Origin of the sequence: Mycobacterium sp. E735, assembly GCF_001666955.1 — a bacterium.
Lineage (GTDB): Bacteria > Actinomycetota > Actinomycetes > Mycobacteriales > Mycobacteriaceae > Mycobacterium.
In genome coordinates this window covers 26347-39981 of the sequence record NZ_LZIX01000211.1, presented here as the reverse complement: position 1 = coordinate 39981, position 13635 = coordinate 26347, and the positions used below count along the sequence as shown (strand labels likewise).

General features: G+C 70.2%; 5 protein-coding genes and 1 pseudogene. 1 reads left to right on the top strand and 5 read right to left on the bottom strand.

All coding sequences use genetic code 11. The annotated features are described in order from the left end of the window. The first annotated feature begins 60 nt into the window (after positions 1 to 60). On the top strand, positions 61 to 249 hold the full coding sequence (locus A5704_RS27785; protein ID WP_231969166.1) for an AMP-binding protein: 189 nt from the start codon (positions 61 to 63) through the stop codon (positions 247 to 249). On the opposite strand, the pseudogene A5704_RS16840 reads toward A5704_RS27785, so the two are convergent. From A5704_RS16840 to A5704_RS16820, 5 genes and pseudogenes are all read right to left on the bottom strand, one after another. Further along, positions 192 to 4976, bottom strand: a pseudogene (locus tag A5704_RS16840) (non-ribosomal peptide synthetase); the annotation flags it as partial. The gene A5704_RS27785 and the pseudogene A5704_RS16840 overlap by 58 nt on opposite strands. After that, positions 4973 to 7972 (bottom strand): mycobactin polyketide synthase MbtD, encoded by a 3000-nt coding sequence (gene mbtD, locus A5704_RS16835; RefSeq protein ID WP_067748381.1) that lies wholly within the window; start codon positions 7970 to 7972, stop codon positions 4973 to 4975. The gene mbtD and the pseudogene A5704_RS16840, both read right to left, overlap by 4 nt. Beyond that, positions 7972 to 9288 (bottom strand): polyketide synthase, encoded by a 1317-nt coding sequence (locus A5704_RS16830; RefSeq protein ID WP_067748379.1) that lies wholly within the window; start codon positions 9286 to 9288, stop codon positions 7972 to 7974. Before A5704_RS16830 ends, mbtD begins: the two co-directional genes overlap by 1 nt. Then, the gene (locus tag A5704_RS16825) at positions 9281 to 10045 is read right to left on the bottom strand and encodes a thioesterase II family protein (RefSeq protein WP_067748377.1); all 765 of its coding nucleotides are present in this window, start codon (positions 10043 to 10045) and stop codon (positions 9281 to 9283) included. Before A5704_RS16825 ends, A5704_RS16830 begins: the two co-directional genes overlap by 8 nt. Then, a complete protein-coding gene (locus A5704_RS16820; RefSeq protein ID WP_067890021.1) occupies positions 10042 to 13557 on the bottom strand; it encodes a non-ribosomal peptide synthetase in 3516 nt (1171 codons plus the stop codon). The genes A5704_RS16825 and A5704_RS16820 overlap by 4 nt, the downstream gene beginning before the upstream one ends. Between the last annotated feature and the right edge of the window lie 78 nt (positions 13558 to 13635).

Below are 13635 nucleotides of genomic sequence, written 5' to 3'. Positions count from 1 at the left end.
TGCGGCGATCGGCAGCTCGATTACCCAGCGCTGCACCGCCTTTCGGACCGCCTGGCGGCGTTGCTTGCCGCGCGCGGTGTCGGGCCGGGGTCGTTGGTCGGGCTGTCGATGCGGCGCGGCATCGACCTGGTGGTGGCGCTGGTGGCCATCATGAAGGCGGGCGGCGGTTACTTCCCCATCGATCCGGGCTATCCGCGCGCGGCAAGCAACGCCGCCAGGCGGTCCGAAAGGCGGTGCAGCGCTGGGTAATCGAGCTGCCGATCGCCGCAGCGCACCGCGATCCGCCCGGTCCCCCAGCCTCGGCTGGGCTCCAGCAATTCCCCAATGGTGCGCGGCCGGTCGTGCGGCGGTCGCTCGCCGCGGCTCCAGTGCTCCAGCACGCGGTGCCGCTCTGCGGCGTCGGTCAGCTGCACGTCGCGCAAACTTTGGTCGACATTGTCGGCAAATGCGGTGACCACCCGAGTCAGCCAGCCGGCGAATCGCTCGATCGTGGCCCTGCTGTACAGCTCGGTGCGGAAGATCAGATTGCCGTTGTATCCGCCGCCGTCAGAGCCGTCGGTGCCGAAGAAGTTGACGCTGAGGTCGGCGTGCGCCATGTCGAAGACCGGGTCCAGCGAGGTGCACACCGTGTCTTGCTCGCCCTCGCCGGAGCCTTGCTCGATCACGCGCGTCGCGGGCAGGTGGTCGCGGACGTGCACGACCACCTGGAATAGCGGGTTGCGCGACAACGAACGGACCGGGCTGACGCTGTCGACCACGCGGTCGAACGGCAGGTCCTGATGGGCGTAGGCGGCCAGCGCCGTTTCCCGTGCGCGGGCCAGCAACTCGCGCAGCGTCGGGTTGCCGGTCAGATCGTTGCGCAGCACCAGGATGTTGACGAAAAACCCGATCAGCTGATCCAATTCGGCCTCGGTGCGCCCGGCGACCGGGGTGCCCAGCGGGATGTCGAGCCCACCACCGGCTTTGTGCAGCACCACCGCGACGGCCGTTTGCAAGAGCATGAATTCGGTGATGCCCAGCTCGCGGGACAACTCGGCGAGCTTGGCGCGGGTGGTCGCGTCGATGCCGAAGTCGACGGACTCCCCCTCGCCGCTGGGCACCCGCTGGCGCGGGAAGTCGGGCCGCAGCCCGCTGTCCTCGGGCAGCCCGGCCAGTTGGCGGATCCAGTACTCGCGCTGCTCGGCGGCGACAGCGGACTCCTGACCGCTCGCGTCGCCGAGGAACTCCCCCTGCCACGCGGCGTAGTCGGCGTACTGCACGCGCAGCGGCGCCCACGCCGGGGCTTCCCCCGCCCGCCTGGCCCGATACGCGGTCATCACGTCGGCGAACAGCACCCCGGCCGACCAGTGGTCGGAGGCGATGTGGTGGACCACCAGCGACAGGACGTGCTCGGCGTCATCGGCGGTGCGCAGCACCGCGACCCGAATCGGCAATTCGCGGTCCAGTTCGAAGCAGTGCCTGCGCTCGGCGTCCAATTCCCGTTGCAGCCAGGCTTGATCGGGGCCGGAGGCCCGGCGCACGGAAACGTCACCCGCGGATCCGACCACCTGATACGGCACGCCATCCAGCTCCACGTAGGAGGTGCGCAGGATTTCATGCCGGGCAACGACGTCCCCGACGGCGGCGATCAGGGCGTCCATGTTCCAGGGCCCGCTCAGTTTCGCGGCGAAGGGAATGTTGTTGACCCAGCTTGGCCCGTCGACGCGATAGGCGAACCAGCTGCGCAGCTGTGAGGCCGACAACGGCATCGGCTCGTCGTGGGCCGTGGCGATCAGCTTGGGCCGCGACTGGCGAAGCTCGCCGGAACTGAGCCGGTCGACCCGCTCGGCCAACGCGCTTACCGTCGCCAGTTCGAAGACGTCGCGGATGCCGACCTCCACCCCGCACTCGGATCGGATCGCGGTGACCAGTTTCGTGGCCACCAGCGAATGGCCGCCCAGGTCGAAGAACGAGTCGTCGAGCCCCACTCGGTCGTGACCGAGCAACGCGGAAAACAATGCGGCGATGCGTCGTTCGGCGGGTGTGACCGGATCGCGGTATTCGGCGGCCGCCGCGATCTGGGGCTGGGGCAGCGCGGCGCGGTCGATCTTGCCGTGGGCCGTGATCGGGATCTCGTCGAGCGCCACGTAGGCGGCCGGCGTCATGTAGTCCGGGAGCGCCGCGGCCACCCGGGCTCGGATCCGTTCGACGTCAACGGTTTCCGGGTCCGCTCCCGGCACCGGCGTGACGTATCCCACCAGGCTCTTGCCCAACCGCGGCAGGTCCATGGCCAGCACCACCGCCCGCCCCACGCTGGGGTCGACCGAGATGGCGGCGGCGATCTCGCCCAGCTCGATGCGGAAGCCGCGGATCTTGACCTGCTCGTCGGCGCGTCCGACGAACTCGATGTCGCCGTCGGCGTTGCGGCGGGCAAGGTCGCCCGAGCGGTACAGCCGGCCGCCCGGCGTGAACGGGTCGGCGACGAATCGCTCGGCGGTCAGCCCGGGCCTGCGGTGGTAGCCGTGCGCGACATGCGTTCCACCGATGTATATCTCGCCGATCACCCCCGCGGGGACCGGGCGCAGTGCGTTGTCGAGGAGGTGGACCTGCGTGTTGATCTTCGGGCGTCCGATGGGCACCACCCGGGTGCCCTGGGTGCCCTCCACCGGGTAGCTGGTGCAGTTGACCACGGTTTCGGTCGGGCCGTAGAAGTTGTACAGCAGCGCATCGAAGGTGGCATGGAACTTGTCGGCGATCTCACCCGGCAGGGCCTCCCCGCCGATGGGGACTCGGCGCAGGGTGCGCCATTGGCTGACGCCGGGCAACGAGAGGAACAGACCGAGCAGCGACGGCACGAAATGCATCGAGGTGATGCCTTCGCGGCTCAGCAGATCGGTCAGGTAGCCGATGTCGCGGAGCCCGTCGGGCCGCGGGATCACCAGCCGGGCACCCATGATCAACGTGCCGAAGATCTCGCCCATCGACACGTCGAAGCTCGGCGACGCAACCTGCAAGAGCCGGTCGGTTTCGTCGACGCGGTACTCGTCACCGAACCAGACGAAGTACTCGGCGATCGGTGCGTGCGGCACCGGCACGCCCTTGGGCAGCCCGGTCGAACCCGACGTGTAGATCAGGTAGGCGGTGTTGTCCGGGCTCAGCGGCCTGATCAATTCGCTGGGCGCGGTGGCCGGGTACTCCGACAGTCCGGGAATGGGTTCGCGCAGCACGAGTTTGGCGTCGGCGTCGCCGAGGATGAAGGTCAGCCGATCCTCGGGGTAGGTGGGATCCACCGGCAGGTAGACCGCGCCAGCCTTCAGCACTCCGAGCGCGGTGATGACCAATTCGGGTGACTTGTCCAGCAGCACCGCGACGCGGTCCTCGGTGCCGACGCCCTGCTCGATCAGCCAGTGCGCCAAGCGGTTCGACTCTTCGTCGATCTCGCGATAGGTGTACTCGCGGCCCTCGTACACGACGGCGATGGCGGCCGGTGAGAGCGCCGCCCGGCGGGCGACCAGCGCCGGCAAGGTGGTGGGCGGGGTTTCGAATCTGTCGCCGGTCGAGGCGCGGCGCAGCCACGCGGCGTCGTCGGTATTCATCAGCGCGCACGCCGACAGCGCCGTGTCGGGGTTTGTCAGCATGTCGTCCAGCAACACGGCGTAGTGCCGCAGCAGCTGGTCGACCAGTTGCCGATCCAGAACTTCCACCAGGTATTCGGCTTCGATCAATCCGGCGCCCGTGCGGTCCAGCTCGACCATGAAACTCAGTGGCAGCTGGTTGAAATGGCCGCGCAACTCGCCGCGCGCGCACCGCACCCCGGGCGGGCAGAAACCGGCGCCGTCGGGCTCGCGCTGCCCGAAGCTCACCCGGGTCATCCGGTCGGCGCCGTGCCGGCGGTCGGGATTGGATTCGCGGACCAGCCAGTCCAGGTCGGCGCGCGAATGGGCGAAGGCACCCACCGCGCGGTCCCGGGTCTCGGTCAGCAGCTCTCGGAACGTCTGAAGGGGCCCTGGCCGCAGCCGAATCACCACGGTGTTGCCGTAGTACCCGATCGCCGATTCCGTTCCGACGCCGCGGTTGAGCACCGGAGCGGCGATCAGGGAGTCGGTCGACTGGGTGTAGCGGTGCACCAACGCGGCGAACGCCGCCATCAGCACCATGTACGGGGTGGCGCCCGTCTCCCGCGCGAGCGCCGCCGCCCGGTCGACGGTGGCCGCCGACAACGGCATCGCGGTGCGTTGGGCCCGCCAGGTGCTTGGCACCACCGATCCGTTGGGACCCGGAAGTTCAAGTGGCTCGGGTAGATTCGCCATCTGGCGGCGCCAGTATTCGTGGTCCGCGGCGGGATCCGCGGCTTCGTCCGGCGGGGGGGCCGCCTGCGGGGGCTCGTCGGCGAAGCCGTCCGGATCGACGTACGCGCGGGTCAGGTCGGCGAAAAACGGCGCCCACGAGGCATCGTCCCAGGCGACGTGGTGGACGGTGATCAACAGCATCAGCTCGGTGGCCGAGAGCCGCGCCACGGTGACCCGCAGGGGTGAATCCGTGGCCAGGTCGAAGGGCCGACGGAAATCCCGCTGCGCCAGCACGTCCAGCCGCAACCGCCGGGACTGATCGGTCAGGTCCGACAGGTCGTGCTCGGCCCACTCCGGGCGCAGCTCTTCGCGGATGACCGGATACGGGTCGCCGTCGGCGCCCGTGGCGTACGTCGTATGCAGCAGGGCATGGCGCGCGGCCACAGCGTCCACCGCGTGCCGCAACCGTTGGATGTCGACCGCGCCGCTGAGGCGATAGGAAACACAGACGTTGAGCAGCGCGCTGTCGGGGTCCAGCGACTGCACGAACCACATGCGGTGCTGTCCGACCGACATGCGCGGCCCTTCGGCGGTCGCCACGGGCGAAGCGGCGGGCGGGCTGGCCAGGCCGCGTTCGGCGATCTTGCGGCGCAACAATTCCAGGCGCTCGTCGTCGAGCCGTGCGCCGGCTTGGGTGGTGTCCGTCACGCGGGGAGTCCAACCTTTCTGGCTTCGCGAACGTCGGGTTTCGCGCCTTCGCGCGGCTCACCGGAGCCGGCGCGCAACGCATCGATCAATTCGTTGAGGGTGATCCCGCCGAGCATGCGAGCCACCGGAACCGAGCGTCCGACCGTCCGGCGTAGCCGCTTACGCAGATCCAGTGCGAGCAAGGAATCCACCCCAAGGTCGATCAGCGGTGCGCTCGCGTCGATCGAGACCGAGTCGTCCAGGTGCAGTGTCGCGGCGACGTCCGCGCGCACCACGTCGGCCAGCGATCTGGCGGCGGGGTGGACCGCTCCCCCGTCGCTGCCGCGGGACACGCGGAAAGGCGTTGGCATGCACTGGCTTTCGAAGAACACCGCGAGCCGGTCGAAATCCGCGTCGAAGATCAGCGGATCGCCGTCATTGCGGTGGAAGCCGGCCTCGATCGCCGCGTCGGGCACCATCGCGGTCAGACCGGATCGTTCGGTGCGGGCTATCTCGTCGGCCGCCACGACGCCCGCGGCCTGCCACAGTCCCCACCGGATCGCCACGCAGTCGTGACCCCCGCGGCGCAGCTGGGCGACCAGCACGTCCAGCATCCGGTTGGAGGCGGCATAAGCGGCGTGGTGGTGACCACCCCACACTCCGAACACCGACGAGCAGGCCAGGATTCGGCAGTCCGGACGCAGCGGCCACCGCTGCGCCAGCAGGGCCAGGCCACGCACCTTGGCGGCACACACCGTCGCCACGTCGGTTCCGGTCAGCGCGGCGAGGGAGCGCGCCTGGGCGATGCCGGCGGTGTGAATCAGCATCGACGCCCCCGCGCCGGCGTGCCTGACGGCCTCGGCCACGGCGACCGGATCGGTGATGTCGCAGCGCAGGGCGCGTACCTCGGTGTCGTGATTGTCGGTCAGCCGGCGCAGTACGTCCCGGTCGAGACCGTTGCGGCTCAGCAGCGTGACCGTCCGCGCCCCCCGTTCGATGCAGTATCGCGCGTACTGCAGGCCGATGGCGCCGCTGCCGCCGGTGATCACCACGTTGTCCAGTGCGGCGGCGTCCAGCGGCCGACCGGTCGCCGAGTCGCGGCAGTCCCGGAACGTCCGGATGTACCGTCGCGTTACTTCACTTCCGCGCAGCGCGACCTCGGCCGCCTCACCGAGCAGCACCTCGACGACGGCGCGCGCGCTCCGCGCGTCGAGGTCGCGGCCCGGCAGGTCGAGATGCCCGAAGGCCTGGTCGCTGAATTCGAAGCCGGCGCTGCGATGCATCGCGCCGAGTGCTGCCTGTGCCGGTGATACGTCGGTGTCGTCCGGGTCGATGCTCTCGCCGCCCGCGGTGATCAGCCAGACGGCCCGGCAGCGCGGGCCGATCAGTGCGGCGTAGTCCGGCAGACCCGCGTCCGGCCGGCCGGCGATCTGCGCGATCGCCGATGCGGGGTCGCGCTCGTCGAGCCCGGGGGTGACGACGGCGACGATCTCCGCATCGTGCGGCGCGACCACCCGGCAACCGCCCTGTGCGTCAACGGCTTCCATCAGCCTCCGCGTCAACGCGTCCTCCGCGTCAGGGCCGAAGAATCCGATGTCGGCACCCGCAGCGTCCGATGGGGGGGCGGGTTGCCAGGCCTCGACGGCGACGGTGAGCGAAGGGGCCGGTGCCGTGTCGATCAGCGGCTCGGGCGCTGCCCACAGGTGGACCGCCCGCATGGGCGCGTTGGGGAACCCGCGCAGCGGCCGCCGGACACCGCCGGGCATGGTGTTGGCCCACTGGCAGCCGGGATCGGCGGTCGCCACGGTCGCGATGTTTTTCGCCAGCACGTCGGTGATGGCTCCCTCGCGGTGGCCCGAGCCGGCGACCACGCTCGTTCGCTCGTCGATCAGGTCCGCGAGCGGGTACAGCAGCGAAGGATGCGCGGACAACTCGACAAAAGTGGTGGCGCCGAGTTTCTGGGCCGCCGTGACCGCCTTATCGAAACGCACCGTGTTACAGAGATTTTCGTACCAGTACTGAGAGAAGTCCGCCCCGCTGCCCACCTCGGCACCGAAGGTCGAGCCGACGAATCTGACCGGGCTGTCCCGGAAGGCCGAGCGGGGAACCCGCTCGGTCAACTGCGCGCGCAACGGCCGCAGCACACTGGTGTGTCCCGGGTAGTCCACGGACAGCTGATGGGCGAACATCCCCCGCTGCCGGGCCAGCAACACGGCGGCCGCCACGGCGTCGCGGTCTCCGGACACCACGGTCGACGAGGGGCCATTGACGGCCGAGACTTCCAACCAGCCCGCGGCTTCCGCGATCAGGGACTCGGCCTCGTCGACCCCGGCCCCGAGCACGACCATGGCGTATTGACCCGCCAACTGGTCGACGATGGTGGCGCGGGCTCCGACCAGGGCGACCGCGTCGGGCAACGAGATCGTCCCGGCGACGTAGGCGGCCGCGACCTCGCCGAGGCTGTGGCCGACGGTGATTGCGGGCAGCACACCGTGGAATCGCCATTCGTAGGCCAGGCTGACCGCGTGGGTGAATTGTGCTCCTTGTATCTCGGTCCGCGACCAGTTGCGATCGTCCCCTCCGGTCAGGTAGGGCAACGGCGACGGCAGTCCCGCAGCGAGGAAGGCCTGCGCGCATCGGTCGGCCGCGGCCCGGTATGCCGAAAGTCGTTGATAGGCCTCGGCTCCCATCGATTGCCATTGGTTGCCCTGTCCGGGAAACACGAAAGCGATGCACGGCGCCACACCGTGCGAGGACCGGGTCACCAGCGGGTGCTCTTCGCCGCGGGTTAGGGCGAGCAGCCCGCCGGCGAGCTCGGCGCGGTCGGCCGCCCGGACGACCGCACGGTGCCGCCGCACCCGACGCAGCCGCAGCAGGCTGGACCCTATCGCCGCGGGGTCCGCGTCGGTGCGGTCCAGATAGTCCAGGATCGCTCTGGCGTCGTTGACGATCAGCTCTTCGTCGTGCGCGGTGAGCAACACGGGTACGCGACCGTCGGGCAGTGGGGATCCGAGCATCACGCGACCTCGGGGAGGGAGACGATCACGTGTGCGTTGGTGCCGGCGATGCCGAAGGCCGACGTCGCCGCGGTCCGTCGGCCGGCGACCGCCGGCCATGGGGTCAGGGTCGTGGCCAACCGCAACCCCTGGCTGTCCCAGTCGATTTCCGGGCTCGGGTCCGCCGCGTGCAGAGTCGGTGGGATCGCCCCGTGTTCGGCGGCGACCACGACCTTGGCCAGCCCGAGCGCACCGCTGGCCGCGAGGGCGTGCCCGAGGTTGGACTTCACCGAGCCGAGCAGTGCGCCGCAACCGGGTGCCGTGTCGCCATAGGTTTGCGCCAGCGACCGCAGTTCCGTGCGGTCGCCGAGGCGGGTGCCGGTGCCGTGGCCCTCGACCATGCCGACCTCGTCGGGCCGAATCCCGGCCTGCGTCATGGCACGGCGAAACAGGCGAATCTGCGCTTCACCGCTGGGCGCGCTGAGGCCGGCGCTGCGGCCGTCTTGGTTGACGGTGGTGGCGCGGACCTCGGCGACGACCTCGCGGCCGGCGCGCAAGGCGGCCGATTTGCGTTGCAGCACAAACATCGCCGCCCCCTCGGCCCACACCGTTCCGCTGGCCTGGGCGCTGTAGGGGCGGCAGTGCCCGTCGTCGGAGAGGGCGTGTTGCTTGGAGAATTCGACGAAGAATCCGGGCGATCCCAGGACGTTCACCCCGCCGGCCAGCGCCATGTCGCAGTCGCCGTCTTGGATCGACCGCACCGCGACGTGGAATGCGGCCAGCGCGGACGCGCACGACGAGTCCACCGTCAGCGCCGGGCCGGCCAGCCCCAGCGTGTACGCGACCCGGCCGGAGATCACGCTCAGCGCGGTCCCGGCGAGCAGGTGCCCGCTGTGCTTCGAGAAATTGGCCATCTGCGGCCCGTACCCGGTGGCCGAGGCGCCGACGAAACAACCCACGTCGTGCCCGGCCAGGTCGTCGGGATTGATGCCGCTGTTCTCCAGCGCGCGCCAGGAGACGCGGAGCACGACGCGCTGCTGGGGGTCCATGGCGACGGCCTCCCGCGGGGAGATGCCGAAGAACTCGGGATCGAAGGTTGTTGCACCCGTGAGGAATCCACCGCGATCATGGATTTCCTTGAAGCCGCTCCGCCGCGATCCGGCGAGCAGCTCGCTCACCTGCCAACCGCGGTCCGTGGGGAACGGGCCCAGCGCCTCACGGCCGCGCGACAACAACTCCCAGTACTTCTCGGCGGTGTCGATGCCGCCCGGCGCTTCGAGGGCCATGCCGACGATCACGACCGGATCGGCCGCCGCGTCGAACCTGTTGTCAGACATCGGCGTTCACCCGTTCGGCCACGGCGTCGATGTGCTCGTTGAGATAGAAATGGCCGCCGTCGTACAGGAACAACTCGAAGTCGCCCGCGGTGTGGTTCTCCCAGAGCCGCAGCGCGGCCGGATCGACGCGGTGGTCGTCGCGCGCCCCCAATACCCTGATGTCGGCGCGAATGCGGACGCAGGGAGCGCACTCGTAGCGATTGATCGCTTGGTAGTCGGCTCGCACCGCGGTCGTCAACAACTCCGCGAACTCCTCGTCGGCGAGCAGTTCGGGGTCGGTGCCGCCGAGATCGGCGATGTCGGCGAGCAGGCCGTCGTCGGAGGTGGGGAGTTGCGGCATCGTGGCGACCGCCGACGGTGCGGGCCCGGCCGAGACCCACAGGCGCTGCACCGCGGTGTCGTGGGATTCGGCGATCCTCGCGAATTCGAACGCCACGACGGCACCCATGCTGTGGCCGAACAGCCGAAGCGGCGCGACGCGACTCCACGGCCCCGCGTCGAACAGGCCCCGGGCGAGGTCGTGCACTGTGTCGGGGGCCGGGTGACTGAGCCGGTCCGCGCGCTGTGGGTACTGCACGATGTAGGTGTCCCCGCCCAAGGCCAGTGCGGCGGCCACCGACCGATAGCTTGCCGCGGAGGCGCCGGCGTGCGGAAACACGACGGTCGCGCCGGCGCGTCGGCGTGCGCTCCCGCCGGACACCCGCTTGATCCAGGATGCGAACTCCGTCGGCACGCTCAGCACAGGGTCGGATGTCATTGTGCCGTCTCGGTTTTCGCGGTGTGTCGACCGGCCGACAGCACCGCGTCGGCGTCCAGGTGGATGACTTCCAGGTACAGCTCGGCAACCTGGTCCAGCCGCGCGTCGTCCCGCTCGCGGTCGGTGAGCAAATTCGCCAGTGCCGCCACGGTTCTCGTGGCGAAGATGTCGGCGACCATGACATTCGGGGTGTCCAGCCAGGTGCGGATACGGCCCACGGCCTGGGTGGCGAGCACCGAATCACCCCCGAGCGCGAAGAAGTCGTCGTCACGCCCCACCCGCTCCGCGCCGAGTAGGTCACCGAGCAGCGTCGCGAGCGCCGATTCCAGCGGCGTCGCCGGGGGACGGTAGCCGGGCTGCTCGGCCACGGAAATCGCGGCGCCAAGGTGGCGCGCGACGGCACGGCGGTCGATCTTGCCGGCGTTGGTGAACGGGATCCGCTCCACGAGTGCGAAGTGGCGCGGAACCATATGCGCGGGAACGAGTTCGGCCATCAGCTTCGCAAGCCCCTCGGCGGACGGCTGTGCACCGCTGGACATTTCGGGGCACACGGCGGCGGCCAGGATCTCCGAGCCCCCGGGTCCCGGGAGCAGGGCCGCCACCGCTATGGCCACTCCGGGGAGTCGGCGCAACGCCGCCTCGATCTCGCCGAGTTCGACGCGATAGCCGCTGATCTTGACCCGGTGATCGGCACGGCCGACGAACTCGCAGGTGCCGTCGGGCCAATACCTGGCCAGGTCGCCGGTGCGGTACCACCTGCGGCCCGCGTGCTCGACGAAGCGCTCCGCGGTGAGATCGGGACGCCCGCGATAGCCCCGCGCGATGCCGCGGCCGGATACCCACAGCTCGCCGGCGACCCAGTCCGGGCAGTCGTCACCCGCCTCGTTGACGACACGGCAGGCGTTGTTGGTCAGCGGCACCCCGTAGGGCAGAGCGGTCCAGTCGGCCGGCAGCGCGTCGGGGTCGGCCACTTCGAAAATCGTGTTGTGGACCGGTGTCTCGGTCGCTCCGCCCAGACCGGCGAACCGTAGGTTGGGTGCCTCGGCCCGCAGCCGGCGGGCCAGCTCCGGGCGCACCCAGTCCCCGCCGGTGGGAATCACCCGCACGGAAGACAGCCGGCCGCGGCCGACTTCGATCAGCATCTCCAGCCAGCCCGGCATGAAGTGCAGCACGGTGACTTGGTGGGTGTCGATGAGCCGGGCCCAGGCGTCGGGGTCGCGGCGCTGCGATTCGTCGACCACCACGATCGAGCCGCCCGTCCGCAGGGTCACGAAGATGTCCATCACCGAGATGTCACCCTCGAGCGTGGACAGGGCCAGGCATCGATCCGCCGGGCCGATGTCGAAGTGGCGGGCGATGAACTCCACCGTGTTCATCGCGGCGTCGTGGGTCACCTCGACACCCTTCGGCTCCCCGGTCGAGCCCGAGGTGAACAACACGTAGGCCAGCTCAGCGGGATCGACTCTCGCCGGATGGATCTCGGGCGCGAGCTGCACGTCGCGCAGCACGTCGGCGAGGCAGAGCTCGGGCACCTTCAGGTTCAGTCGCTGCCCACCGCACACCACGGCCAGGCGCACAGCACCGGTGTGCAAGATGCGCTCCGCGCGGTCGCGAGGCTGGTCGACGCCGATCGGCAGGTAAACCGCGCCGATGCCCAGGATGCCCAGCAGCGCGGGCACTTGCTCGGCGGTCTTGGGGCCCATCACCGCGACCGTGTCGCCGGGGCCGACACCCGCCGTGCGCAACGCGGCGGCCACCGCCAGCGCCTGCTCGCGCAGCTGCCCGTAGCTGACGTCCCCCGAGCCGGCGAATATCGCGGGCGCGTCGGGCTGTTGCTCGGCCTGCCGAAAGAACCCGTCGTGCAATGCTTCTCCGCTGGGTTCGGCGGTGCGGCCGTTGACCGCGTCGCGCACCGCGCGCTGGGCGTCCGACAGCGGCGGCGGCCCCATCGCCTCCCAGCTGTCGTCGGCGGAGGCCAGCCTGAGCAGTTCGTCGATGTGGTAGGCGAACATGGCGTCGACGACACCCGGGGCGAAGACGCCGTCGCGGACGTCCCAATTCACCAGCACGCCGCCGTCGAACTCGGTGACCTGAGCGTCGAGCAGCACCTGCGGCCCCTGGGAGATGATCCACGTGGGTGTGCCGAATTGGGCGGTGACCTCTCGGCTGAACAGCTCGCCGAGTCCCAGCGCGCTGGTGAATACCACCGGCGCCAGCACCTGGGTGCCGCGATGGCGGCTGAGGTCGCGGAGCACCGACAGTCCGGGATAGGCGGCGTGGGTGGCGGCGGACCGCATCGCGTCCTGCACGGCCCCGGCCCGCGCCACCGGGGTGCGCGCGCCGGTGAGGTCCACATCCAGCAGCAGCGACGACGTGAAATCGCCGACCAGCGAGTCGACTTGGGGGTGCAAAGGCTGGCGCCCGAACAGCGGCACATTCAGCAGGAAGCGCGAGGTGGTGGACCAGCGCGCCAGGGCGTTGGCGAAGGAGGCGGCCAGCGTCATCGCGGGCGTGACCCCGCGGGCATGAGCGCGGGAAAACAGCGCGTCCCGGGTCTTCGGGTCCAGCCAGTGCCAGAGCCGGGCGCTCCTACGCGAACCGCGGTCGCCGGTGGTGGGCAGCGCCGGCGGGTCCGGGAGCTGCGGGATGCGTTGCGCCCACCACTCGCGGGCGGCGTCGCGGGCCGGTTGGGGCCGGGCCTCTTCCGCCTCGATCGCGTCGCGGTAGCGCCGATACGTGTAGCTCAGCGCGGGCAGGTCGTGACCGAGGTAGAGAGCGGCAAGATCGGACATCAAGGTGCGATAGCTCATCGCGTCGGCGGCCTGCATGTCCAGATCGACGTGCAGGCGCGAACGTTCGCCCGGCAGCAGCGTCAGGGCAAGCTCGAACACCGCGCCGTCGAGCTGCTGGTGCGATTTGGCGTCGCGGATGGCGGCCAGCCGCGCATCGACCCCGTCGCCGTCCAGGTGGCGCAGGTCCTCGACGGTGACCGGGAATTCGTCACCGGCCGCCGCGATGCGTTGGGTGCCGTCGGGCAGGAACTCAACCCGCAGCATGGGGTGGCGCCGGGCCAGCTCTTTGGCGGCCGCGCGCAGCCGCGCGGGATCGATCGGGCCGCCGTCGAATTCGACGTAGAGGTGTCCGGCCACCCCGCCGAGCTGCTGGCTGTCCTGCCGGCCGACCCACATCGCGTGCTGCATCGGGGCGAGCGGGAAGGGCTCGCCGTCGGCCCCCGGCGCCGCCTCGCTGGCAGCCTTGTGATCGCTTGGCTCGGTCGCCGGCTCGGCGGTCACCAGCTTGGCCCAGGCCTCGAGGGTGGGAGTTTCGGCCAGCGTGGCGAAATCGACGGCGATGCCCTGACGGCGCCAGCGACCCGCCAGGGTCATCATCCGAATGGAGTCCAGCCCTTGACCGATGAGGTTGGTGGTTGGGTGGACGTCGTCGACACCGACGCCCAGCAGTTCGGCTACCTCTGCCCGGACGTCTGCCGGGCGCGCCGAGGCATGCACCACGAACCCTCCCTGAATTAGCACAGGCTGCCCTAAGTTGTGGTGGTTACCCTATCCTTACTCACGAATCGCCGCTACTAC